Genomic DNA, 25,411 nt, shown 5'->3' on the forward strand with positions numbered 1-25,411 from the left:
GAATCCGACAATCCAAAGTGCGAATCAATAGAAAGAAAAAATTAACCAATATGTGATGTAGATACCTCGCATTTTGGCGAAATTTCGCAAAAATCACGCTTGTGCGTGGGTATATCATAAAACTCTTGCCCAAAATTTCACCAAATCTCCTGAATCCTACAGACACTAAAGGTTCGAGATGGGCAATTTTAACTGTGTTCTTCTGCAGCAATCGCAACCAGAGCCCGGTTAAAGGCCTTCAACGCGTCGACATGGTAGATCGCCCCACAGAGTTGCTCTTTGCCCTCATGCATCGAGACCACGGGCAAGAAGGCCACCTCTGCGCGATCAAAGATAGGCAAAGCCGCCTCCAGAGAAGCCCCCATATCGAGGCTCAACCCCTGACCCAGCAAAGCCTCGCACTCTTCACGCGAAGCGCAGCGCGGGTCTCCCAGTGGACGCATCACCGCATCGGATTTCAGCAAAGCCAAAAGATAGGCCTGCGGCCCTGCCGCACAGTGAATATTGCGCCGCTCCAACTGGGTCAGGAAAAAGGACCGATCCACAAGACGCGAGGCGAGAGCGGTAGAAATAGACACCGCTACCATGACCGCGAGGCCAATTTGCCACTCCCCGGTCAGTTCAAAGACGATCAAGGTCGTCGATATGGGCGCACCCAGAACGGCAGCAGCGACCGCCCCCATCCCAGCAAAGGCATAGAGCGTATGGTTACCGGACACATCCGGCAGGAAGGAGGTCGCTATCAGGCCGAAGGCCAAGCCGGTCAGGGCGCCAATCATCAGAGAGGGTGAGAAAACACCACCGCCCATACGCCCCCCCATGGTAATCGCTACCGCGGCTGTTTTGACGACCACAAAGATCAGCGCCTGCGACAGGACCAAGCCACCTGTCAGTGCCAGTTCTGTCGTTTCATAGCCAACCCCAATGATATGAGGGTACCAGATCGCAATCCCCCCCAGCAGCAGACCCGAAATTGCAGGTCGCAGCCAACGGGGGATCCGCAGCCTCTTTTGTATCGCATCTCCAACTTGGTCGGTGAAAAAGATCGCCCGCATCAGGACAACGGCCACCAGCCCGCAGATCACTCCCAGCATCAAAAACGCGGGCAACTCCACATAGAACTGCAACGCCCCCGGAGTTTGCATGGAGAATTCGGTCACATCCCCATAGGCCAGTCGGTTGATCACCGTTCCCGCCACCGATGCAATCACAATGGGAGCAAAGGCATGAACCGCAAGATGACGCAGAACCACCTCCAGCGCGAACAGCGCTCCTGCGATCGGAGCATTGAAGCTGGCCGAAACCGCGGCTGCGACGGCGCAGCCCAACAAATCCCGCCCGGTGATCCCATCGGCGCGGATCTTGTCGCTCACCCAGCTCGAAATAACCCCTGCCAGATGCACCACCGGCCCTTCGCGGCCGGTCGATCCCCCCGTGGAGAGGGTCAAGAACGAGGCAATCGCAGAGGCCAGGCCTGCTTTCGCTTCCACTCGTCCCTCATGGAGAGCGGCCCCTTCGATCACATCCGCCACCGAGCGCACCCGCCCATCCGGCGTAAAGCGATCCAGGATAAGGCCAACGATCAAGCCGCCCAGAGTGGCAATCAAAATCAGCCAGTACCAGGGAAGGTCTGCTGCAAAGCTATGAAGGTAGTTGGCATCTTCTGCGCCATAAACCCAGGCCTGCAGCGCCGAAATCCCCTTGCGAAACAACAGGGCCGCAAATCCCGCGCTGATACCGATCAGCAGGGCAATCATCCAAAACTGAAACTGACTGGGCCCTCGGTGTAGCAGAACCCTCCAAAGGTCCCGAGCTCCAGACATCCAGCTGGAAGAGAGGGCAGCCTGCGCGATGTCTCGTGTCTTGGGCATTTGGATCCTGTGTAATGGCTTTGGGTGTCTCTGTTCAAAATAGAAACAGAGCGTAAACAATTGGTTGGGATCACACGAACGGCGAGCGAAATTTCGCGCCTACCACTTGCCCTAGCTGGCCAAGAGCGCCCGTGCAGCCGCGCGGGCCTCTGGGGTGATTGTATCACCGGAAACCATTCGGGCAATCTCATCAATGCGATCTTCGGCATCCAAGGGCACGACCTCAGACAGGGTAATACCCTCTGCAACTCGCTTTTGCACCCGCCAGTGAAACCCACCCTGGGCAGCCACCTGCGGAGAATGCGTCACCACCAGCACCTGGCCAGAGGCGGCAAGAGATTTTAGGCGACGCCCCACTGCATCGGCAGTTGCCCCGCCAACACCACGATCAATCTCATCAAAAATCAGTGTTTTGCTTTGGTCATTGCCCCGCAAACAGACTTTCAATGCAAGCAAGAAACGGCTCAATTCGCCGCCCGAGGCGATCTTATTCAGTGGCCCGGATGGGGCGCCTGGGTTGGTGGCCACAGTAAAGGCCACCGCGTCATAGCCCTCAGGACCAGGCTCCGCTGGGTCGATCAGTGTTTTGAACACTGCCCGCTCCATTTTCAGGGGTGCTAGCTCGGCCATGACGGCACGGTCTAGCGCCTCGGCATTGTCGCAACGTGCAGCGCTCAGCTGATCTGCCAAGGTCTGGTAGTCGGCTTCCGCCTGGGAAAGTGCCGCCTCCTGATCTGCAAGATCCTGGTCGCCCGCGTCCAAAGCCGCAAGTTTTTCTCGCAATTGGTCGGCATGAGTAGCCAGATCATCGGGCTGAACCGAATATTTGCGGGCCAAAGCTCTGATTTCGAACAACCGGGCTTCGCAGTCTTCCAGATCTCCGGGATTGAACTCCAACCCCTCGAGCACCCGTAGCACACCATCTTGGGCGTCGCCCAGTTCGACCATTGCCCGGCTCAGCGCAGCCAGTGGCGCAGTCAATCCGGTATCCTCGGCACCCTCCACCCCTTCAAGCCAGCGCTGCGCTTCCCCCAGTGAGGCCTCAGCGCCTTCGCTTAACAGGGCATGCGCTCTGGCGATATCGCCGCGAATGCGCTCAGCTTGTTGCATCTGACGGCGCCGGGCATCCAGGCTCTCATCCTCGCCGATCTGAGGGTCGACCTTGTCAAGTTCTGCCACCGCATGGCGCAGAAACTCCTCTTCGGCCCTGACAGCCTCCAGGGCATCTCGAGTTGCCTGCACCGTTTTGCGTGCCTTGGCCACCGTCCCCCATGCGGACCGGGTCTGTGCCAGCAGATCCGTGACCGAGGCAAAGGCATCCAGCAGCGCCCGGTGCCCACGTGGGTTCAAAAGCCCGCGATCATCATGCTGACCGTGCAGTTCAACCAGGGTTTCCGAGAGGCGCCGCAGGACTTCGCCAGAGCAGCGCCGGTCATTGACCCAAGCCGTTTTACGACCATCCGCTGTATTGACCCGCCGCAGCACCAACTCATCACCGCCAGGCAGCCCCGCTTCGTCTAAAATAGCATGGGCCGGGTGGCCTTCTTCGATGTCGAATTCCGCGATAACCTCCCCCTGGGCAGCCCCCTGCCGCACCAGTTCCGCGCGCCCGCGCCAGCCCAGAACAAACCCAAGGGAGTCGAGCAGGATGGATTTGCCTGCCCCGGTTTCGCCGGTCAACACGTTCAAACCTGGCTGAAAAGCCAGCTCCAGGTGGTCAATGATCAAGAGATCACGAATATCGAGTGCACGCAGCATGGCCGGATTTATCGCCTTGTTTCGTCGGCAGGCAGCTTAGAGCCAGCGCCCTTTGATCGATTGACGGTAGATCTGGCTCAACCAGTTGTTCCCGCGATCTTTGAGCTTTAGCCCCTGCGATGTCAGCAGTTTATAGCTGTCTTCATACCAATCGGTGGATTGGTAGTTATGGCCAAGTATAGCCCCCGCGGTTTGAGCCTCTTCGGTCAGCCCCAAGGACAGATAGGCCTCGACAAGGCGATGCAAAGCTTCTGCCGTATGGCTGGTGGTTTGGAAGTCTTCAACCACAACCCGGAAACGACTGATCGCCGAAGTATAGTGGCCACGGCGCAGGTAATAGCGGCCAATCTCCATTTCCTTGCCCGCCAAATGGTCAAAAGCCAAATCGAATTTCAAAATTGCCGAGGTTGCATATTCACTGTCAGGGTAGACTTCGATCACCGTGCGCAGGGATTGCAGCGCCTGAAAGGTGAGCCCCTGATCCCGACCAACTTCGTCGATCTGATCATAGTAGCTGAGGGCCAAGAGATACTGCGCATAGGCGGCGTCTTCATCTGTGGGATAGAAATCAATGAACCGCTGCGCCGCACCGCGACTGGCCTCATAGTCTTTGGACTGATGATTGGCAAAGGCCTGCATGATCAGGGCCTGTTTGGCGAATTCGGAATAGGGGTAAAGACGCTCAATTTCAGAGAAGTAGAAAGCAGCATCTTTGGTACGGCTGCGCGCCAGTTCAAATTCACCACGTTCAAAGATCTGCTGAGGTGTGTAGCTCTCCAGCGGCACGGTCTGATCAGCGGCGCCACCATCCCCGCCACATCCAGAGAGTGCAGCCATCAACAGAGCCGCGCTGACAAATTTGGCTCCTGCCTTGATGCCGATCATATTGCCTAAACCTCACCGTCGTTGACTTTCGGGTGCCGTGCCCCGGGTTCTGCCCCGTTTAGCACATTCAATCGGCTTGCAAAACGCCTTTCACCCACTTCGCCCCCACTTGGCAGAGAATGTTTGGAATGGTCAAGCCTCTCCGCCCGGCAAGGCCTGCTCAACGGCGAGGCTTCGCCTCTCAAACGGCAAAAGAGTCCCGCTGAACGGGACCTGTAGAGGGGCGAGATCGAAGGGGGACAAGTACCCCAACTCAACAATACAGTCAGGGCAGCAGCAAGAGTCGTTGTTAGGCGACGCGGCGGATGCTGCGCGGGATTTCAGACCGGACAAGTCCCTGTCCGGGCAGGCGCGCCGTCATCGCAAGATCGCAATCCACACGACGCATAGCACCGGGGGTGGCAAAGAGTTCACGCAGCAGAGTGTTGGTCAGCGCATGGCCAGCACGGTCACCGACATAGCGCCCCAACAGAGGGCCGCCAGCCAGGGCCAAGTCGCCCAATGCATCCAGCATCTTGTGTCGCACAGGTTCGTCAGAATGGCGCAGCCCGGCACCACTCTCAACCCGGCTGCCATCAAAGACAATCGCGTTTTCGCCAGGGACACCCCCAAGCGCCAGACCATTGGCCTGCATGGTTTCAACATCGGCGCGGCGGCAGAAGGTGCGGCTATCGCACAACTCACGCACAAAAGCACCATTACGCAGATCCAGAACACGGCTTTGGCGGCCAATGGCCTGTTCGTCAAAGTCGATATGGAATTCAATCATTAGGCGATCACAGGGCAACAGGGTGGCTGTGGCGCCATCCTTTTCAACCGTGACAGGTTTGAGAACCTCAATCGCGGACACTGGCTGCGCCAGACGGTGAATGCCCTGCCCCAGAAAGCCGCGCACAAACTCAGCCGAAGAGCCATCCAAAATTGGAACCTCCGGACCATCAATTTCGATGAGAGCATTGTGGATACCACAGCCAGCCAAGGCTGCCATCACATGTTCAACGGTTGAGACCGAAACACCGGAGGCATTGACCAGCCGGGTGCAAAGCGCCGTGCGTTCCACATGATCCCAAAGAGCGGGAACAAGTGTATTGCCCAAAGCAATGTCAGTACGTTTGAAGACGATGCCATGTCCAGCTGCTGCTGGATGAACGACCAAGCGTGTGGATTGACCTGAATGTAGGCCCACCCCTTCAAATGTCACTGATGCCTTAAGCGTATTTTGCACCTTGTGCTCCTAGTCCCTTGGTCCGGCGACAGGCGCCGTGTTGGAAAGACAGGTAAGGAGTTCACAAAAAAGCCACAACTCAATCTTTGTAACGGATTGAAACATCCCTGTAACAGATAGGCAAAACACTGCTCAAACCCGACTAAACCACTCTATTTAAACAAAAAAGGGCCGCCCAAAGGCAGCCCCTTAATAATGATTAGTGAAAGGTTAATTTGCTTGACGCCGCAGGAAAGCGGGAATTTCGATACGATCCTGCTCTGCATCCGTCGCTTGTTGCTGAACTGGCTGCGCCTGAGGGGCGGCTGCTGGCTGCTGAACAGGGGGCTGCTGTCGCACTGGCTGCGGTTTTGCAGCCTGGGTTTCCGCTGCACTGCCAGTCATCCGGTGGATCAGAGAATTCAGACCAAACCGGCGCTGTTCCGACTGAGGTTCAGCCTCCTGAGACGCAGATCCAGCAGAAGGGCGCTGCTGAGGTTGCTGCGCCGCAGAGGCCTGAACCCGGGCTTGCTGTTGCGGCGCGGGTTGAGCCATGGGCTGCTGACCCTGGGCACGGGCAGCGGCGGCCTGAAGGCGCACGATGGCATCAGCTGAGGGGGTTCCAGGTGCAGGTGCCTTAGGCGCAACAAAGGAGGCCTCGGGCTGCTCTTCAACAGCTTCTGCCTGAGGCTGGAAGGCCTGAACCTGCGGCTGATAGGCAGGCTGTGGCAACCCATCCTGGCCGGTTTCCTCGATCTCTTCAAAAATGTCTTCGGCCTGCTCCTGCGCAGCAACCTGCTGCACATCGAGGCTCTCAAACAACGAGGGCTCCTGGGCCGCTGGCGCCGAGTCTGACGCAACCTGAGGTTGCTCCACGGGAGTATTCAATTCCAGCGGCGCAGAGCGGGGTTGCTCATTGCTGACAGATTTCTTCAGCGGAGCCGACATGGGCCGACGTGGGACCGGCATTTCAGTCATCACTTCGGTTGCATCAATACCGGTCGCCACAACGGAAACCCGCATCTTGCCTTCCATTGCCGTATCCAGGGTGGAGCCCACAATAATATTGGCCTCTGGATCCACCTCTTCGCGAATGCGGTTTGCTGCCTCGTCCAGTTCGAACAGCGTGAGATCATGTGCGCCGGTAATGTTGATAAGCACACCCTTGGCGCCACGCAGGCTGATTTCATCAAGCAATGGGTTGGCAATTGCCTTTTCAGCGGCCTGAACAGCGCGATCTTCGCCCTCGGCCTCACCAGTGCCCATCATTGCCTTGCCCATCTCGTCCATTACGGCGCGCACGTCCGCAAAGTCGAGATTAATCAGGCCCGGACGTACCATCAGATCAGTCACGCCTTTGACGCCCTGATACAACACGTCATCGGCCATCGAGAAGGCCTCTGTGAAGGTGGTCTTTTCATTGGCCAAGCGGAACAGGTTCTGGTTGGGAATGATAATAAGGGTATCAACGACCTTTTGCAGGGCTTCGACGCCCTCCTCGGCCTGCTTCATCCGCTTATTGCCTTCAAACTGGAAGGGCTTGGTGACAACACCGACGGTTAGCACACCCAGTTCCCGGGCGGCCTGCGCGATGATCGGCGCCGCACCCGTACCGGTGCCGCCCCCCATCCCAGCAGTGATAAAGCACATATGCGCGCCCGCCAGGTGGTCAACGATCTGTTCAATGCTTTCCTCAGCAGAGGCCGACCCAACAGAGGGGCGCGCCCCAGCACCAAGTCCCTCGGTGACTTTAACGCCCAATTGGATCCGGCTTTTTGCCGCGTTTTGTTGCAGGGCCTGAGCATCGGTATTGGCGACGACAAAATCGACACCTTCCAGCTCTTTTGCGATCATATTGTTGACCGCATTGCCACCTGCGCCACCGACACCGAACACGGTGATCTTAGGGGCCAGCTCTTCCTGCCCGGGCATCGAAAGGTTCAATGTCATGCTCTTTCCGCCTGTTACTCAGCCCTCCCGCAAGGGCTATTCCTATTTTCCGCCTTAATCCTACCGTGAAGGCGGAGTCTCGTCATCCCAAAAAACGAAATCTGCCACAAAATATGGCCCATTACTTAGATAAAACCCGCAAAACTCCGCTTACGCAGGCAGATTTGGTATAAACCCGCCAGCCTCACCACAATAGCATAGACACCCCAGCGGCATATCCACCAGGGGCACGGGTTCAAATTTAACGGTTGCCTTCTGCTCGGCAGTTCCACGTCGCTTTTGCGACTGTTGAATCTTTTTTAACGGGTTTTCCCAGCCCTGTCACCCGGCGCAATCCAAGTTTTCCACAGGCTGGGGATATTTTTTTCGCCTCTGTTACCAGTTATCGCGGAACCAACGCACCGCTCGGCTCAGGGAACGGGCTGGGTAGCGATCAACCGGCGTCTCAAAATCCCACCACTCATCCTGCGGATGGGCGGCAAAGAGACAAAGACCAACCGCAGAGGCAAAGCCGGGGCCAGTGGCCGATTGTGGCAAGCCGTGCACCCGAAGTGGGCGCCCCAGTCTGACCTGTTGCCCCAGAATACGCGTCGCTAATCCGTCCAGCCCCAAGATCTGACTGGATCCGCCAGTCAGGACGATCTGCTGGCTCGGCAGGTATTCAAACCCGGCAGCATCCAGCCGTGTGCGCACCTCTTCCAGAATTTCCTCAACGCGGGGACGCATAATGCCAATCAGTTCCGCGCGGCTCACCGTGCGTCGATCATGCTCCCAATCGCCAGTATCTCCGCCGATGTCGATCATATCGCGGTCATCCACCCCCGTGGCATGCACGCCTCCACAAAAGGTCTTGATCCGTTCGGCATTGGCCATAGGCACGCCCAGCCCCATCGAAATGTCACTGGTAATGTGGTCGCCGCCCATGCGCACCGCATCCGCATAGATCATGTGCTTTTTCATAAAAACCGAGATCGAGGTAGAGCCGCCGCCCATATCGATGCAGGCCGCCCCAAGCTCTTGTTCATCTTCGACCAGTGCCGCATAGCCTGAGGCATAGGCAGAGGAGGCAATGCCAGCAAGTTCCAGATCGCAGCGCTGAATGCAGCGCACCAGGTTTTGCACCGTGCCAGTATCTACCGTCAGCATGTGCATATCCACCGCCAGTGTCTGCCCCAGCTGTCCGCGCGGGTCTGCTAGACCAGAGCGATTGTCCAAAGCAAAGTTCACTGGCTGCGCGTGCAAGACTTCGCGGTCAGAACCATATTCCGGCACCTCACAGGCGGCCAAGACCTGGGCGATCTCCGTCTCAGAGACTTCCTGGCCGTCCAACTCCAGCCGGGCATCCAGACCATAGGAGCGTGGATTGGCGCCCGAAAAACTGGCAATCACGTGATCCACCCGAACCCCGGCCATCTTTTGCGCCGCCTGCACAGCGGTGCGAATGGCGCGTTCGGTTTCTTGCATGGCGGTGATTTCGCCAAACTGCACCCCGCGCGATCGGGTGGTGGCCGCGCCAATCACCCGAAATCCCGACTGGCCAGCCAAGGAACCAATGGAGTTATCTTCGCTGAGCCGACCGGAGCCATCAAAGCGCAACACTAGGCAGGCAATCTTTGAACTGCCGATATCCAGAATGGCCACAACACCGCGCTGCATCGCCTGACGGCGCATCTGCCGCATCGCGCGCTGGGACTGATACAGATCCGTCATCCTACAACCCACCCTCGTTCAATTCTCTGATGCGCCACCAGTTTTCCACTGCATTCTCCGTCATTCGAACTGTCGGCCGCGCCGCAATCCGCATATCCACCACTGCGACGTCGCGTTCCAGAAGATCCTGTACTTCGCTCACCACAATCACCCGTTCAAGCGCCTGGACTGGCCCATCTTGCGGCAACATTATGCGTTGCCCCCGGTCCAGAACCACATCCCAACGGCGCTCACCAATCCGTACCAACCCCCGCAGCCGCTCGCCCAATGGACGTGCCGTGGCAATCAGCTCAAGGGCCTCCGGCGCCACCAGGTTCGCAGCGCCTCCTGCAATCAACGGCAGGTCTGGATGCATGGCGCGCCGGCCCAGCTCTGCCACATGGGCGCCAGTTTCATCGAGCAAGGCCAGCCCTTGGTGGTTGCGCCAAATCATCGCCGGGCTGCGCTCCTGCACATCAATTTGCAATACGCCACCAGGGCGAATACGCACATTTGCAGTCTTTACAGGCGCCAGGCTTTCTACCTGAATACGGATCTGCGCCAGGTCCAAATCAAAGGAACTCACGGGGAAGTCGAGTGGCACAACTTCGCGCACATCCTGTGCGACCGTGGCACCTGCCCCGTCCACCACCATGACATTGACCATGAACTCTGGTCGCTCTTCGATGGTGGCGCGCAGCGCTGCAAGGTGATCGCTCACCATGGCTCGTCGCGTCTCGTCCGCCAAAAAGGCACCGCCAGCCGCGAGCATCAAACACAGGGGCAGGCCAAACCTCAGGCCAAAGCGAATGCCTGGCGTCAGCATCCAGCGTTGCAAACGATACTTGAGGCGCGATGGCGCTGGATCAGCCTGGTTGTTTTTGCGCGTGATCCGATCCTTTAACGTCCGCATGATGCCTCCTCGACCAACCAGGCACAGAGCGCGCCAAACGATAGGCCACAATGTGCCGCCTGTTCAGGCGCCAATGAGGTCGGCGTCATGCCGGGTTGATTGTTAGTCTCCAGCAGGATCAACCCGTCAGCCCCCTTACTCTCATCCCAGCGTATATCGGTGCGGCTCAAGCCACGACATCCCAGGGCGCGATGGGCTCGCAGCGCGTAATCGAGGCAGAGATCGCGAATTTCAACTGGAATTTCCGCCGGGATCACATGGCGCGACCCACCGGGCTTATACTTGGCGTCATAATCATACCAGCCATCGGTCAGAATATCGGTCACCGCAAGCGCCCGATCTCCCAGCACCGAAACGCTCAACTCACGCCCCGGAGCGAAGGCCTCAACCAAGACCTCCTGTGGCATTTCAGGCGACAGTTGCGGCGGACCATTTGCAGCCTCATGCACCAGATAAATACCAACACTGGAGCCTTCGTTATTGGGCTTTACCACATAGGGCGGCGCCATGACGTGATCTGCCATCACCGCGTCCTTGTCATAAAGGCCGCTTTCCATGATCGGTAATCCCGCCTCATGGAACACCATCTTGCTGCGCTGCTTGTCCATTGCCAAGGCTGAGGCCAGAACACCGGAATGCGTATAGGGAAGCCCCATCCATTCCAACAACCCCTGCACACATCCATCCTCACCCCAACGACCATGCAGGGCATTAAAAACCACATCTGGCTTGATGGCCGTCAGCTGCACATAGAGGTCCGGACCGGCGTCCAGCTCTACAACTTCATATCCTTCGCCCCGTAGTGCGGCTGCGCATTCACGCCCACTGGACAAAGAGACCTCACGCTCAGCCGAAGGTCCGCCCAGTAGTACCGCCACTTTCGGGAGTGCTCTGCTCGACTCACCCACGATAGCGCCTCAAATTAATCGGGCTTATGCCCTTGGTTATTGGAGCCTTCTAAAAACTGGCCCACATCGTCATCGGGTCGTTGCCCGTAGTCTGCCAGGGCGAAAGCCCCGGAATAGATCCCGTCTGCGGGCTGCCTAGGCCCCCAAAAGGGAAAACCCGCGCCGCAAAGCGTGGGATCGGCAAATGCCATCATAACGCCACAAGTCTTAGCGACTTATTAACATCACCTTTACCATGCTTAAGATCGTGCCTGCCTGCTGTCACGCCAAAACAACCATAAGTCCCAAATCAAACCCATAGTGATTTGAAAAGGTGACGTGTTTCCAGATATCTCGACGTTTATCTTACTGCTCTAACAGGGGTTCTCCGACCCTCATGATTTCCCACTGTAGCTCTATGCCGGAATTGGCGTAAACCTTTTTTCTGACATCTTCGCCCAAAGTTTCGAGATCTGCGGCAGTTGCGCCACCGGTATTGATCATGAAATTTGAGTGCTTCTCACTCATCTGTGCGCCACCAATGCGCGCGCCGCGCAGCCCGGCGTCATCAATCACCTTCCAGGCCTTCAGATCTTGAACGTCATCCGCGCGCCCTGTTGAGGAAAACCCCGCTGGGTTGCGGAAGGTCGACCCAGCGGAACGTTCCTTGGTGGGCTGGGTTTCATCCCGCTTTTTCAGCTGTGCCTCCATCCGGGCATGCAGCGCCTCGGGCTCTGCAACCTCGGCCCTCAGGCAGGCTGAAACCAGCACCGCGCCCTCTGGCAGGGCGGTCTGACGATACTGGAATTGGAGCTCCTCTGCCGTGATCTGGCGTAGCTCCCCCTGGCGTGTGACAATCTGGGCAGAGACAAAGTGATCCGCAATATAGGAGCCATAGCAGCCAGCATTCATTCGCACCGCTCCACCAATGGAGCCCGGAATTGTACGCAGGAACGTGAGGTCGAGCCCCGCGTCCGCCGCCTTACGCGCCACATGAGCATCCAGCGCCGCCGCTCCGGCAGTGACCTGATTGCCGTTTGTCTCGATCGCATTGAAGCCGCGCCCAAGGCGGACCACCACCGCCCGCAAGCCCCCATCTCGCACAATAAGGTTTGAGCCAACACCCATAGGAAACACAACCACTTCGGCAGGAAGTTCAGCCAGGAAGTGCCGCAGATCCTCAACATCAGCGGGCTGAAACAAATAGTCAGCCGCACCGCCAACCCGTAACCAGGTCAAATCCGACAAACTGCGGTTCTCGGTCAATCTGCCGCGTACGGATGGCATAGTTTTGGTTTTGAGTTCAGACATATTTATAGCCAGTCCCGCAAACGTAAGAGTTTATTGATCATCAGGCAAAAGCAGAAGCAAAGCAAAGTTGCAAGCCAAGTCACAGCTAGGAAAGCACCGGCAAAGGCAAATCCTATTCCGGTCCCATCGCCCCCTCCACCAGTTTCAAAGCTTGGTAAAACCGTAGCGTCGTAATCGTAAAGCCCAATCCCAGCCAAAATGAGCGTTGCTCCGGCGAAAATGGCAAGGAACCAACGGAGCTTGCCCACCAGTCCAAGCACTGCGGCGGCGACCAGAGGCAAAGCCAACCAAAACATGATTAGTTACCTTTACCGCCGAAAGTCGACGCCCCTAACCTGCGTAACCAGCGCCCCAGATAGACCACCGGCCAACGCAGCACACTCATCCCCGCGCAGAGCACGCCCAGCCCCCACCAGGGGCCGTTTTCATAAACCACATATCCAAGTAGCGGAATGCCCAAGGCAATCAAGACATAGGCGCGACGCCAGTGATTGTCCTGGCTCGGCAGGATCGCAAAAGATTGGCCACCAAGGCCCAGACGGCGGCCAGCGTCAGCGACAGTGTCATTGTGGCCCCTCCTTTGGCGACCGCCATTTCCCCCAGTAATACTTGATTGGGCGCCGATACATCGACCCGACAGCAAACAGGCCAAAGGCCACCGCCAGCCAGCCGAGCTCGATCCCCATCCAGATCAACAGCACCGGTGCCAGAAACAGCAGGATGCGACCCGGCACAAAGTGCCGTTCAACCGGCAGCATCGCCACCGCCGTGGTGGCCAGAACCCACAAAATTCCAGCGATCAGGCTCACATCCAGCCCCCGATAGCGGTGGCAAGCGCCAGAAGCGACAGCAGCAGCCCCACCACAGGAACCGCCATTGGCACCTGAAACGGTGCCTCGGGCTGGCGGCGCTTTTGAAGAATGAGAGCCAGGTTCACCAAGACAAAGACAGAGAGCAGTGTCGTTGATGTGGCCTCCGCCAATCGCGCGACCGGCAGCCAATAGGCGGCAACCAGAACCGCCACACCAATCATCACTGTGGCACGCACCGGGGTGCCAAAGCGCGGATGCGCATGGCGAAAGGCGGCCAAGCCGGTTGTCCGTCCGCCCAACCCATAGAGCACCCGCGAGGCCATGACGATCTGCGCCAACACCCCGTTCAAAGCCGCAAAAACCGCAATCGCTGACAAAAAGCGCGCATTGCCCCCCTGCGACTGCTGCCAGACCAGCGCCAGCGGGCTCTGTGATCCGGCCAGTGCCTCCAGCGAAACCGTGCGCACCGCTGCCCAGCACACCAGCGCGTAGATCACCGAGGTCACAGCCAGCGAGAGTACAATCGCCTTGGGCAAAACGCGGGTTGGATCGCGCACTTCTTCGGCCATATTGACGATGTCTTCAAACCCAATGAACGCAAAAAAGGCCAGTACCGCACCAAAGGCGATGCCGGTGGCGACCCCCGGCGTCACGAGGGCCTCAGTCAGCACCGGGGCGGCAAGCCAATCCGGGCTGGCGGAGGTGGAAAACCCCGCCCAGACCACCAGCGCCAGGCCCAGAACCTCGATCAGGGTAAAGACTGCCACCAGGGCAAAGCTCTCGAGCACGCCGACAATGGCAACCAGGATCAACGCCAGCCCCATGGCCACGATGGCAATCTCCGAGCCCAGCCCTGTGGCAGCCGCAAAATAGCCCGCGCCCCCGCGCAGCACCGCCCCGGCAGAGACGGTCCCGGCCAGCACCACCGCCAGCCCGACAAAAACGGCAAAATTCTTGGAGTTGAACCCCTGCCCCACATAGGCGGCTTCCCCTGCTGCCTCTGGCAGGCGCGAGGAAAATTCAGCGTAGGACAGCGCCGTTGGCGCTGCGATCACCCCGGCCAGCAAAAAGGCCAGCGGCGCCAAAACTCCGGCCTCCCCCGCGACTGCCCCCACCAGAACATAAATCCCCGCCCCCACCATGACGCCAATCCCATAGGCGGTCAAAAGACCTAATCCGATACGACGCTTCAGGTGTTCGCTGCTGGACTGGCTCATGGGGGAATTCCTTTGGCTCTATTGGTGGATCATTTCTTTTGCAAACGCTCCGGCAGGCCATTGGCCCAGGCGCTGATTGTCCCAGCCCCAAGGCAGACCACCATATCACCGGGGCGCGCCTGTTCGCGCACCAGGCGCTCCAGATCATCCTCATCCAAAAGGGCGCGGGCATGACGATGGCCATGACGGATCATGCCGGCCACCAGATCATCGCGGCTGGCACCAGAAATAGGATCCTCACCGGCTGCAAAGACTTCGGCGATGGCAACCACGTCGGCCTCGTTGAAACAGGCGCAGAAATCTTCAAACAGATCTGACAGGCGCGAATAGCGATGGGGCTGATGCACGGCGATGACCCGCGCGCCCGGCGTATCGGCAATGGCTTGGCGCGCAGCTTTCAGCACCGCGGCAATCTCAACCGGGTGATGGCCATAGTCGTCGATTATGGTGACGCCGTCCACTTCACCGACCTTGGTAAAGCGGCGATTGACGCCGCCAAAATTGGCCAGGGCCTCGCGGATCTCATTGGTGTTCATCCCCAGATGCCGGGCCACAGCCACTGCTGACAGGGCGTTGGAAACGTTGTGATCCCCTGGCATCGGCAGGCTACATCCCTCGATCACCTGACCCTCGGCCTGCAGATGGATGTCAAAATGCGCCACACCAGCCTTATAGGTGAGATTGGTCGCACGCACATCGGCCTGAGCATTGAACCCATAGGTGACAACGCGGCGATCGGTGATCCGCCCCACCAGGGCCTGCACCTCGGCGTGATCGGAGCAACAGACTGCCACGCCGTAAAAGGGAATATTAGAGACAAACTCGTGAAAGCCATCCCGCAGCCTGTCAAAATCCCCCCAATGCTCCATGTGCTCGGGGTCAATATTGGTCACCACCGCAATGGTCGCAGGCAGGCGATTAAAGGTGCCGTCGCTCTCGTCGGCCTCCACCACCATCCATTCGCCCTGCCCCATGCGGGCATTCGATCCATAGGCATGGATAATGCCGCCGTTGACAACAGTAGGGTCAAATTTGCCCGCCACCATGAGCTCTGCCATCATGGTTGTGGTGGTGGTTTTGCCATGGGTGCCGCCAATGGCGATATTGGATTTGAGCCGCATCAGCTCGGCCAGCATCTCGGCCCGGCGCACCACCGGCAGGCCCCGACGGCGGGCCTCGTCCAACTCGGGATTGCCCGGTTTGATGGCAGAGGAAATCACCACGACCTCGGCCTCGGTCAGGTTTGCGGCCTGCTGTCCTTCAAAGACCAGCGCGCCCAGTTTTTCCAGCCGCTGGGTGATCTTGGAGGATTTCAAATCCGAGCCCTGCACCACATAGCCCAGGTTCAGCAGCACCTCGGCGATGCCGGACATACCGATGCCGCCAATGCCAACAAAATGGATCGGGCCTACATCACCGGGCAGTTTGGTTGCTGGGGTCATATTTATCCTTCCTCTGCCAATTGCTCGACCAGGGCCACCAAACGTTCGGTGGCGTCGGGAACACCGGCGCTTAATGCGGCAAGCGACATCTGCTGTGCCGCCTGCGGGTTACTCAAAACTGCCTCGATTTGCGCCGACATGGCAGCCACGTCAAGAGCGCTTTCGGGAATAAGAATGGCACCGCCCGCATCCACCAGCCCGCGCGCGTTGGCTGTTTGGTGGTCCGCCGTTGCCGCCGCATAAGGCACCAAGATCGATGGCCGCCCAATCACCGAAATATCCGCAACCGAAGAAGCCCCCGCGCGCGAAATCACCAGCTGGGCCTCGGACATGCGCGCCGGTACATCATGGAAGAAGGGCTGCACATCGGCAGAAATGCCATGTGTTTCATAGAATTCAGTGACCCGTGCCATATCTTCTTCGCGGGCCTGATGCGAGACGCGCAAGTATTGACGGATTTCCTCGGGCAAGGCTGCAATGGCTGCAGGCACCACATCCGACAGAATACGTGCGCCCTGGCTGCCGCCCATCACCAGGATCGACATCGGGTAATCCCCCGGGGATATATAGCCTGCCCCGGCCCGCTCCAGCACCGCGCCGCGCACCGGATTGCCCACATGTTCATGGGGTACGGTATCAGGAAGATCTGTAGGCCAGGTGCCACAGGCGACGCCAGACACCCGCGTCGAGAACAGCTGGTTGACCCGTCCCAAAACGCCGTTTTGCTCGTGGATCATCCGGGGCAGTTTCAGCAGGGTCGACGCGCCCAGGGCCGGGATCGAGGGGTAGCCGCCAAAGCCAATCACCGCATCGGGGCGATCCCGGCGCATCTGCCAAGCCATGGAGAGGATACCGCCAGCAATCTTGGGCGCGACCATGGCCTTGGCCAGCAGACCGCCGCGGGCAAAGGTGGCCGAAGACACCTCGGTGATCTCGGTGGTATGGGGAAAGCCCCCGGTGTAGCGGGCACCGCGCGCATCCGTTGACAGTTTGACCCGCCAGCCTTTGCGCAACATCGCCTCGGCCAGAGCCTGGGCGGGAAACATATGTCCACCGGTGCCACCGGCCGCCATCAAGAGCAGTTTCTGTGTCATTTCAATTGCGCTTCTTTGCTTGTGTCTGCCCCCCGCCTTAGCGCGATTAGGGGCAACGCATGTTGATCTGTGGGCTCAGCCGCGCCCGCGGCCACGCAGGAAATCGGCGATCTCACCCTGCGGCCTTGCGCGGGTAAAAGACAAGAGCATGCCCAGAGCAATCCCGCCCGCAATCAGCGAAGACCCGCCGTAGCTGACAAAAGGCAGGGTCATGCCCTTGGCCGGCAGGAGCCGCACCGCGACACCCATGTTGATCATGGCCTGCACGCCAAACATGCACACCAGGCCAGTACCGGCCAAACGAATGAAGGTATCGCGTTCACGCATCAGCCGAAACAAGGAGCGCACAACCACCATGGCATAGAGCCCAATCAACACCAGAACCAAGATCAGGCCATATTCTTCGGCGGCGACCGCCACAATGAAATCCGTATGGGCATCGGGCAGTGACCACTTTACCTGTCCTTCGCCGACACCGACACCAAACAACCCGCCTTCGCGGATCGCATTGGTGGCATAGCCCATCTGAGTGGTGGGATCGATTTCTGGGTTCAAGAAGCCATCAATCCGACGGGCAAAATGTTCAGAATTGGAATAGGCAACGATACCACCCAGCACCACAACGCAGGCCATCCCCACCAAAAGCAACATCGGCGCGCCAGCCACAAAATACATCACGCCCCAGCCAAACAGGATTAGACAGGCCTGACCAAAATCGGGCTGGAGCACCAGCATCATCACCACCGCAATGCAAATCCCAAAGGAAATCAAGGTACCAGGCGGGCCATTGATCTGTTGACTGGACGAAATCATCCAGGCGGCAACCACGACAAAGCCGGGTTTCAAAAACTCAGAGGGCTGCAAGGAGGCAAATCCCAGCGAATACCAGCGCACGGCTCCTTTGCCAAAATCAGTGCCCAAAATAGGCAGCAGCGCCAAGGCCAAGAAAGCACAGGCAAAGCCGATCACCGCCAGACGGCGCACCAACTGCGGTGACATCATCGAGGTCAAGATCATCGCCATCAACGCCGTGCAGCCAAAGATCGCCTGTCGCTGTACATAGTGAAAATTATCGAACCCGTTGCGCTCAGCCAAGGGCACCGAGGCCGCCAGCCCCAACAGCAGGCCCAACACAAAGAGCGCCAGAATGCAGGACATGGACCATTTGTCCAAAGTCCGCCACCATTTTGGAAGGATCGGCTCACCTGTGGGTACAGGAACCGCTCCATAGACCATCTCAGTCATGGGATTACCGCCAGTTTTGCCTCAAAATCAGCCCCATTTTGGGGTCATTGCAGTCAGAGTAACCGCAAACCAGCTCTCAGGCCAGCCTATTGATGGCCAGGCAGCAGGTTTTCGCAGCCCCCAGGCTGACATGCCCCCCTTGCGCCATTGCCGCATCCATGTTGGATGCACTCCATGTTTACAAACACTGTGATTCTCGGCGCTGGCGCTGCTGGCATGATGTGCGCGGCCCATGCGGGTGGCGATTGCCTGGTGGTAGACCACGCTAAATCCCCGGGTGAGAAAATCCGCATCTCCGGCGGCGGGCGCAGCAATTTTACCAATCTGGACGTCACCCCGGAAAACTACCTGTCGCAGAACCCGCATTTCTGCAAATCCGCCCTGGCCCGCTATACACAATGGGACTTTATCTCGCTGGTCGACCAATACGGCATCACCTGGCACGAAAAGACTCTTGGCCAGTTGTTTTGTGATGGATCTGCCAAACAAATCGTCGCTATGCTGGTGGAAGAACTAACAAAAGCGGGCGCCCAGCTCTGGCTACTGACCTCTCTTGAAACCGTGCAGTATGAAGACGGCCAATACCAGCTGACCCTGCTGCGCGAAGGCAAGCCGCAAAAGGTCCGTTGCAAGAACCTCGTCCTGGCCACTGGCGGAAAAAGCATCCCCAAGATGGGTGCAACCGGCCTCGCCTATGATATCGCCCGCCAATTCGACCTGCCGCTGATTGACACCCGGCCCGGTCTGGTGCCCTTCACCTTCCCCGAGGGGCGCTTTGCCACCTTAGCCGGCACGGCGCTGCCCGTGCGCCTCTCCAATGCGCGGACCAGTTTTGATGAGGCGCTTTTGTTCACCCATCGTGGTCTCTCTGGCCCCGCGGTGTTGCAGCTCTCCTCTTATTGGCATGAGGGCGAAGACATCAGCGTCAACCTAATCCCGCAGACAGATCTGTTCACCCTGTTGCGCGACCAGCGCCAAAGCCAGGGCCGCCGTGCCCTGACAAATGAGATCGCCCGCCATCTACCCAGTCGACTGGTGGAGTTTCTGGCCACGGAACTCGCCATCACGGGTCGGTTGGCAGATCAGTCTGACGCCGCCCTGCAGGACCTGTGCAACGCCCTGCAAAATTGGCCTCTCACCCCCGGCGGTTCCGAGGGGTATCGTACCGCCGAAGTCACCCTTGGCGGCATCGACACCGATGCGCTCTCCTCCAAAACCATGCAGGCCAAATCCCAGCCTGGCCTCTATGCAATCGGCGAGGCCGTTGATGTCACCGGCTGGTTGGGTGGCTATAATTTCCAATGGGCCTGGGCCTCTGGCCATGCGGCAGGTCGCGCAATCGCCGCTGGCACGTGATTTCCCAAAGCCCCTGCGGAATTTCCGTTTCGGTGAACCCGAGCCCCTTACCTCAATATACCCTTGAATACCGGGGTAATCCCAACTGACATCAGCCCAACTGAGCCGTCACTTCAGCGATGAAGTCATCACCGCGCTGCTCAAAATTGTCGTATTGATCAAAACTCGCCGCCGCCGGAGCCAAAAGCACCACATCTCCTGGTTCCGCCTCTGCCACGGCGCAGGCAACCGCCCGCTCCATTGTGGTGCAGACCTCCGCTTCCACATCTAGCTGCATCGCAAAGCCTGCAGCTTCACGCCCAATCACATAGGCCTTGCGCACGGCTCCAGTCTGACCAGTCAAAGCCCCGAGCCCTCCTTCTTTCTCTAATCCGCCACAGATCCAGCGAATATTCTTGAAGGCGCTCAAAGCCTTGATGGCGCTGTCCAAATTGGTCGCCTTACTGTCATTGACATAGCGGACACCTGCCACCTCCGCCACGGTCTGGCTGCGGTGCGGCAGGCCGGGGTAGGTCGCCAGCGCGGCCTCGATGACCCGCGGCGCCAGCCCCAGCACCCTAGCTGCCGCATAGGCGGCACAGGCATTTTGATGATTATGCGCACCAGGCAGACCAGTCATCTGGCGCAGATCAATCGAGGCCACCTGACGCCCCTTACGCATCTCGCTCAAAAAGCCCTTGCGGGCAAAGACCTGCCAGCCAGGCCCGGTCAATTTGCGCCCCGAGGCCACCCGGATCACCCTGTCATCGCTGGCCGCCTGCGACATCTGCCCGGCCAGAAACAGGCCTTCGTCCTCATCAACGCCAATGATGGCCCGATCCGGCCCGCCCTCAGCAAAGAGCCTGCGTTTGGCGGCGAAATACCCCCCAAGCCCCGCATGCCGGTCCAGATGATCCGGCGAAAGATTGGTCAGGATTGCGACATCCGGGGTCAGAGCGCGGGCCAGTTCGGTCTGATAGCTCGACAGCTCCAACACCACGACGCCCGCCTCTCCGGGCGGGTCGATATCCAGCACCCCCCGGCCGATATTGCCCGCCATCTGGCTGTCACGGCCCACGCTTTCCAAAATGTGATGCAGCAGCGCCACCGTGGTAGATTTTCCGTTGGACCCGGTGATCGCCACCACCTTGGGCGGCTGATCCAGCATGTCCCACCCCTGCGCAGGCAAAGACGCAAAGAACAACCCAATGTCATTATCCACTGGCACGCCGACCTCTAGCGCTGCGCGGATCACAGGATTTGGCTGCGGATACAAATGCGGGATCCCAGGTGAGGTCACCAGAGCCGCGATATCATCAAAGGCCCCCTGGCGGTGCAGATCGCGCAGTTCAAATCCCTCCGCTTCGGCTGTTTCCCGCGCCTGGAGCTGATCATCCCAACAGATCGGTGTGGCCCCCCCCGCCAAAAGCGCCCGCGCCGTGGCAAGCCCAGACCGGCCCAGCCCCAGAACGGCGACGTTTGCGCCTTCAAACCCTTGAACCGGGATCATCGCCCACCTCATTCTTTGATCAAATTTGCGCCGCACAGTGCACCGCAGCTTCTCCACTTGCAAGGCCCCTCAGGCGCGACCGCTGAGGCCGCCAGGCCTCTGCCCCCCACACTTAGCAGAGAGGCAAAGCCTCGCAAAAATGGCGCAAGTCCTCTTTGCTGGCGCGCGCGCGCCCCCCCCAACAGCGGCACCAAAAAAGGCGGCCAAGGCCGCCTTCTTCGTCTTAGATTTTACAGCCCATATCGGGACAGGATCTGAGATTAGCGCACTTTCAGCGTAGCCAAACCAATCATCGCGAGGATCAGCGCGATGATCCAGAACCGGATCACGATTGTGGGTTCGGCCCATCCCTTTTTCTCGTAGTGGTGATGGATGGGCGCCATCAGGAACACCCGCCGTCCGGTGCGCTTAAAGTAAAGCACCTGAATAATCACCGACAGGGCCTCCAACACAAACAATCCCCCCACGATGGCCCAGACCAGCTCGTGTTTGGTGACCACCGCAATCGCCCCCAAAGCGCCGCCCAGGGCCAGCGAGCCAGTGTCGCCCATAAAGACCGCAGCGGGTGGCGCATTGTACCACAAAAAGCCCAAGCCCCCACCAAACAGCGCGGCGGCAAAGATCAGGATCTCGCCAGTGCCCGGTACATAGTGCACATCCAGATATTCGGTAAAATCGACCCGGCCCACCGCATAGGCAATCACGCCCAGGGTTCCCGCCGCGATCATAACCGGCATGATCGCCAGACCATCCAGACCATCGGTCAGGTTCACTGCATTGGCAGAGCCCACGATAACGCAGATCACAAAGGGCACGTAGAAATAGCCCAGATTGATCAATGTGTCCTTGAAAACGGGCAGCGCCAGTTGATTCTGAAGCGCCTCAGGGTGAAAGGCCCGTGCACAGAGCGCCGCAATGACGGCGATCAGGATCCCCAACAGCAGCCGCACCTTGCCAGAAACTCCAGCGGTATTCTGCTTGGATACCTTTGCATAATCATCCGCAAAGCCAATCAGCGCAAAAGAGAGCGTCACAAAAAGCACCAGCCAGACAAACGGATTGTCTAGCCGTGCCCAGATCAGGGTCGCCGTCAGCAGCGCCCCAACGATGAGCAACCCCCCCATGGTGGGGGTACCCGCCTTGGTAAAATGCCCCTCAGGTCCGTCATCGCGGATTGGCTGCCCCTTGCCCTGCTTACGGCGCAGCACATTGATCAGCGGCTTGCCAAACAGAAAGCCAAACAGAAGCGCCGTCATGAAGGCGCCCCCTGCCCGGAAGGTGATATAGCGGAACAGGTTGAAAAAATCGCCGCCATCCGACAGGGCTGTCAGCCAATAGAGCATCTCGGATTGATCCTCGCCTTTAGTTTGGTTTCAGAATTAGCGCCTGCCATGACCCAAATCCCGGATGCCGTCAACGATCTTGGACAGCCCGGCACTCAATGAACCCTTGGCCAGCACAATATCGCCACAGCCCAGCTGTGAGGGTAAATCTGGCAGCACATCCGCAGAGGTTGCGTAGTGAAAACCGCGCTGCGCCGCAGGCAGAGCCTGATGCAGATGTGCCATCAGCGGGCCAATACAGTGAATGGTGTCTATGGTCTCCAGCGCTGCCAGATCAGCAAGCCCCGCATGCAGGGCTACTTCCTGCGGACCCAACTCGCCCATGTCACCAAGATAGGCAATCTTACGCCCCTTGACACCCGCATCAGCTCCCAGATCCGGCGTTGCCGCCAGCACTGCCAGCGCCGCCGCCATAGAGGTCGGATTGGCGTTGTAGCTGTCATCAAGAAGCAGCAGTTTGCCGCCCTCCATGGCGACCTCAACACGCGCGCCGCGCCCCTGTACCGGTGACCAAAGCGACAGAACCTGCGCGGCCCGCTGCACATCCGCCCCGGCAGCGGCAACACAGGCCAGCGCGCCCAGTGCGTTCATAGCAAAATGTGCGCCCAGCGACTGAATGGTGAGCTGCATTTGCTCCGGGCCACAGCGCACTTCTGCCAGGGTGGCCTCCCCACTGATTTTAGTGCTCAGCAATTTATACTCTGTTGCGCTCTCACCAAACCACTGATGGGCAACGCCAAGTCCCTGAGCCTCAGCCGCCAGAACCTGCGCCTCGTCGATGTCTGCGTTCAGCACCGCGACACCGCCGGGTTCCAGGCCCTCCATAATCGCAGCCTTTTCGCGGGCGATGCCTGCCACATCCTCAAAGGCCTCCAGATGCACGGCGGCTACCGTTGTCACCATGGCGACATGCGGGCGGGCCTGCCGGGCCAGCGGAGCGATCTCGCCGGGGTGGTTCATGCCGATCTCGATCACCGCAAACTCCGTGTCACGCGGCATCCGCGCCAGCGTCAGCGGCACGCCCCAATGATTGTTGTAGCTGGCCACGGCGGCATGGGTGCGCCCCTGATCTGCCAGCATGCAGGCCAGCATTTCCTTGGTTGAGGTTTTGCCGACCGAGCCGGTGATCGCGATCACCTTGGCCTGGGTGCGCGCTCGGGCCACCTGCCCCAAACCTTCAAGCGCAGCCTGCACATCCTCAACAATCAGCAAAGGCGCATCCGCAGCCACGCCGTCCGGGCGGTGGGTCACCAGGGCGGCGCCGGCCCCCTTGTCCAACGCCTGGGCGACAAAATCATGGCCATCACGGGCCGCCTTTAGCGCGACGAAGAGATCCCCAGGCTGCAAGGTACGGGTATCAATGGAGATTCCTGAAACCTTCCAGTCGCCAGTGGCCTCACCTCCGGTCGCCGTTGCGGCCTCTGCCGCTGTCCAAAGCGCGCTCATATTGCTTTTCCATCCAAAACGGCCACGGCCATGCTGGCCTGCTCTACATCATCGAAGGGCAAGACATCCGTGCCAACCACCTGGCCGCTCTCGTGACCCTTGCCGCAGATCAGCAAAGCATCCCCTGTGCTCAACATGTCGACCCCGCGCAGGATTGCCTCGGCCCGATCGCCAACCTCCAGCGCATCCGGGGCACCGCCCCTGACGGCGGCGCGGATCACGGCAGGATCTTCGGAGCGTGGGTTGTCGTCGGTGACAATGACAACATCCGCATTTTCCTGCGCCGCCCGCCCCATCAAGGGGCGTTTGGTGGCGTCTCGATCACCACCCGCGCCGACGATAGCAACCAGCCGTCCTAACACATGCGGGCGCAGCGCCTTTATCGCGGTGGCCACCGCATCCGGCGTATGGGCGTAATCGACAAAAACCGAGGCGCCATTGTCGCGGGTTGCGGCATGTTCCATGCGGCCCCGCACCGTGGTCAGCTGCGGCAGGGTGTCAAAGACCGCTGCCGGGTCTTCACCACCGGCAATCACCAGGCCGCAAGCCAGAAGCACATTTTCAGCCTGAAAGCCACCGATGAGGTTCAGCCGTTTCTGATAGGGTTGATCGTGCCAATTGAAGCGCAGGTCCTGCCCGGTGTCATCATAGCGCAGCCCCGTGAGGCTGATATCACCCAAGCCCCGTCCGATGCTGATCACCTCTTGCCCACGAGCTGCCGCCACCGCGCGCATCTCAGCCCCGCGCGAGTCGTTCATATTGATCACCGCCACGCCATCCTCGGGCAGAACCCGGCGGAACAGCCCCGCTTTGGCGGCAAAATAGGCCTCAAATGTCTCGTGATAGTCCAAATGATCCTGGGTGAAATTGGTAAACCCCGCAGCCGCCAGCTGCACCCCATCCAGGCGGCATTGGTCCAGCCCATGGGACGAGGCCTCCATCGCCGCATGGGTGACACCGGCCTCTGCGGCCTTGGCCAGGGCGCGGTGCAGCGTGATCGGCTCAGGGGTGGTATGGGCCAGCGGATGACTCCAGGCGCCTTCAATCCCGGTGGTGCCAAGGTTCACGGCCTCATGGCCCAGGGCACACCAAATCTGGCGCACAAAGGTCGCCACCGAGGTTTTGCCATTGGTGCCCGTCACTGCAACCATGGTCTGCGGCTGGGCGCCAAACCACAGCGCAGCGGCATAGGCCAGAGCCTGACGCGGGTCTTCAACAATCACCAGGGCAGCATGGCTTTCTTCGAGCGGTTGCGCCGCAATCTTGGCGCCAGCGGCATCGGTCAAAATCGCCACAGCGCCCTGCTCCAGTGCCGCCGGGATAAATTTAGCCCCATGCACCTGACTGCCCGGCAAAGCGGCAAAAAGCGCTCCATCAGCCGCACGTCGGCTGTCGACAGCGAGGCCTGAAATCAATGGATCTGCGCCGCCACGGGCGGTGAGGCCCAGCTCGCTAAGGGGGCGGAGATCAGAAGTATCGTCGGGGTTGCTGCGCATCTG

At 59.2% G+C, this 25,411-nt stretch carries 20 protein-coding genes and 1 pseudogene; 1 reads left to right on the top strand and 20 read right to left on the bottom strand.

The features are described 5' to 3' along the window. Nucleotides 1-188 precede the first annotated feature (188 nt). From MED193_RS07075 to ftsW, 16 genes and pseudogenes are all read right to left on the bottom strand, one after another. A complete protein-coding gene (locus tag MED193_RS07075; RefSeq protein ID WP_039965995.1) occupies nt 189-1,871 on the bottom strand; it encodes a chloride channel protein in 1,683 nt (560 codons plus the stop codon). A 111-nt stretch (nt 1,872-1,982) separates the two neighbouring features. Beyond that, on the bottom strand, nt 1,983-3,629 hold the full coding sequence (gene recN, locus MED193_RS07080; RefSeq protein WP_009809001.1) for a DNA repair protein RecN: 1,647 nt from the start codon (nt 3,627-3,629) through the stop codon (nt 1,983-1,985). A gap of 36 nt (nt 3,630-3,665) precedes the next feature. Further along, complete coding sequence (locus MED193_RS07085) at nt 3,666-4,514, bottom strand: outer membrane protein assembly factor BamD (RefSeq protein ID WP_009809002.1); 849 nt, start codon at nt 4,512-4,514, stop codon at nt 3,666-3,668. Between the two features lie 289 nt (nt 4,515-4,803). Then, a complete protein-coding gene (gene lpxC / locus MED193_RS07090; protein ID WP_039965997.1) occupies nt 4,804-5,739 on the bottom strand; it encodes a UDP-3-O-acyl-N-acetylglucosamine deacetylase in 936 nt (311 codons plus the stop codon). A 210-nt stretch (nt 5,740-5,949) separates the two neighbouring features. Continuing rightward, entirely contained in the window at nt 5,950-7,668 is a 1,719-nt protein-coding gene (gene ftsZ, locus MED193_RS07095) for a cell division protein FtsZ (RefSeq protein WP_039965998.1), read from the bottom strand. 375 nt (nt 7,669-8,043) lie between these two features. Next, on the bottom strand, nt 8,044-9,378 hold the full coding sequence (gene ftsA, locus MED193_RS07100) for a cell division protein FtsA (protein WP_009809005.1): 1,335 nt from the start codon (nt 9,376-9,378) through the stop codon (nt 8,044-8,046). 1 nt (nt 9,379) lies between these two features. Then, nucleotides 9,380-10,270 (bottom strand): cell division protein FtsQ/DivIB, encoded by an 891-nt coding sequence (locus MED193_RS07105; RefSeq protein WP_009809006.1) that lies wholly within the window; start codon nt 10,268-10,270, stop codon nt 9,380-9,382. After that, nucleotides 10,258-11,178 (bottom strand): D-alanine--D-alanine ligase, encoded by a 921-nt coding sequence (locus MED193_RS07110; RefSeq protein ID WP_039965999.1) that lies wholly within the window; start codon nt 11,176-11,178, stop codon nt 10,258-10,260. The genes MED193_RS07105 and MED193_RS07110 overlap by 13 nt, the downstream gene beginning before the upstream one ends. Nucleotides 11,179-11,523: 345 nt before the next feature. Then, nucleotides 11,524-12,468, bottom strand: a complete 945-nt coding sequence (murB, locus tag MED193_RS07115) for a UDP-N-acetylmuramate dehydrogenase (protein ID WP_009809009.1) — start codon at nt 12,466-12,468, stop codon at nt 11,524-11,526. Between the two features lie 2 nt (nt 12,469-12,470). Further along, the gene (locus MED193_RS07120; RefSeq protein WP_009809010.1) at nt 12,471-12,764 is read right to left on the bottom strand and encodes a hypothetical protein; all 294 of its coding nucleotides are present in this window, start codon (nt 12,762-12,764) and stop codon (nt 12,471-12,473) included. 2 nt (nt 12,765-12,766) lie between these two features. Then, nucleotides 12,767-13,035 (bottom strand): annotated as a pseudogene (locus MED193_RS22555) (DUF2484 family protein). Next, nucleotides 13,032-13,277, bottom strand: a complete 246-nt coding sequence (locus MED193_RS07125) for a DUF2484 family protein (protein WP_009809012.1) — start codon at nt 13,275-13,277, stop codon at nt 13,032-13,034. Before MED193_RS07125 ends, MED193_RS22555 begins: the two are co-directional and overlap by 4 nt. Next, nucleotides 13,274-14,497, bottom strand: a complete 1,224-nt coding sequence (locus MED193_RS07130) for an APC family permease (protein WP_009809013.1) — start codon at nt 14,495-14,497, stop codon at nt 13,274-13,276. Before MED193_RS07130 ends, MED193_RS07125 begins: the two co-directional genes overlap by 4 nt. Nucleotides 14,498-14,526: 29 nt before the next feature. Then, on the bottom strand, nt 14,527-15,939 hold the full coding sequence (gene murC / locus MED193_RS07135) for a UDP-N-acetylmuramate--L-alanine ligase (protein WP_009809014.1): 1,413 nt from the start codon (nt 15,937-15,939) through the stop codon (nt 14,527-14,529). Nucleotides 15,940-15,941: 2 nt separating this feature from the next. Then, the gene (locus MED193_RS07140) at nt 15,942-17,033 is read right to left on the bottom strand and encodes a UDP-N-acetylglucosamine--N-acetylmuramyl-(pentapeptide) pyrophosphoryl-undecaprenol N-acetylglucosamine transferase (RefSeq protein ID WP_009809015.1); all 1,092 of its coding nucleotides are present in this window, start codon (nt 17,031-17,033) and stop codon (nt 15,942-15,944) included. A gap of 75 nt (nt 17,034-17,108) precedes the next feature. After that, complete coding sequence (gene ftsW / locus MED193_RS07145; protein WP_009809016.1) at nt 17,109-18,278, bottom strand: putative lipid II flippase FtsW; 1,170 nt, start codon at nt 18,276-18,278, stop codon at nt 17,109-17,111. A gap of 174 nt (nt 18,279-18,452) precedes the next feature. On the opposite strand from ftsW, the gene MED193_RS07150 reads away from it, so the two are divergent. Continuing rightward, a complete protein-coding gene (locus MED193_RS07150) occupies nt 18,453-19,634 on the top strand; it encodes an NAD(P)/FAD-dependent oxidoreductase (RefSeq protein WP_009809017.1) in 1,182 nt (393 codons plus the stop codon). 91 nt (nt 19,635-19,725) lie between these two features. Here MED193_RS07150 and murD read toward each other — a convergent pair whose 3' ends face one another. The 4 genes from murD to MED193_RS07170 all read right to left on the bottom strand — a co-directional run bounded on the left by murD (nt 19,726) and on the right by MED193_RS07170 (nt 25,408). Next, complete coding sequence (gene murD, locus MED193_RS07155; RefSeq protein WP_009809018.1) at nt 19,726-21,123, bottom strand: UDP-N-acetylmuramoyl-L-alanine--D-glutamate ligase; 1,398 nt, start codon at nt 21,121-21,123, stop codon at nt 19,726-19,728. Nucleotides 21,124-21,383: 260 nt separating this feature from the next. Then, nucleotides 21,384-22,466: a phospho-N-acetylmuramoyl-pentapeptide-transferase gene (gene mraY / locus MED193_RS07160; RefSeq protein ID WP_009809019.1), complete on the bottom strand. Its 1,083-nt coding sequence runs from the start codon at nt 22,464-22,466 to the stop codon at nt 21,384-21,386. A 36-nt stretch (nt 22,467-22,502) separates the two neighbouring features. Next, complete coding sequence (gene murF, locus MED193_RS07165; RefSeq protein WP_009809020.1) at nt 22,503-23,912, bottom strand: UDP-N-acetylmuramoyl-tripeptide--D-alanyl-D-alanine ligase; 1,410 nt, start codon at nt 23,910-23,912, stop codon at nt 22,503-22,505. After that, nucleotides 23,909-25,408, bottom strand: a complete 1,500-nt coding sequence (locus MED193_RS07170; RefSeq protein ID WP_009809021.1) for a UDP-N-acetylmuramoyl-L-alanyl-D-glutamate--2,6-diaminopimelate ligase — start codon at nt 25,406-25,408, stop codon at nt 23,909-23,911. The genes murF and MED193_RS07170 overlap by 4 nt, the downstream gene beginning before the upstream one ends. Nucleotides 25,409-25,411 lie beyond the last annotated feature (3 nt).

Origin of the sequence: Roseobacter sp. MED193, assembly GCF_000152965.1 — a bacterium.
Classification (GTDB): Bacteria; Pseudomonadota; Alphaproteobacteria; order Rhodobacterales; family Rhodobacteraceae; genus Pseudophaeobacter.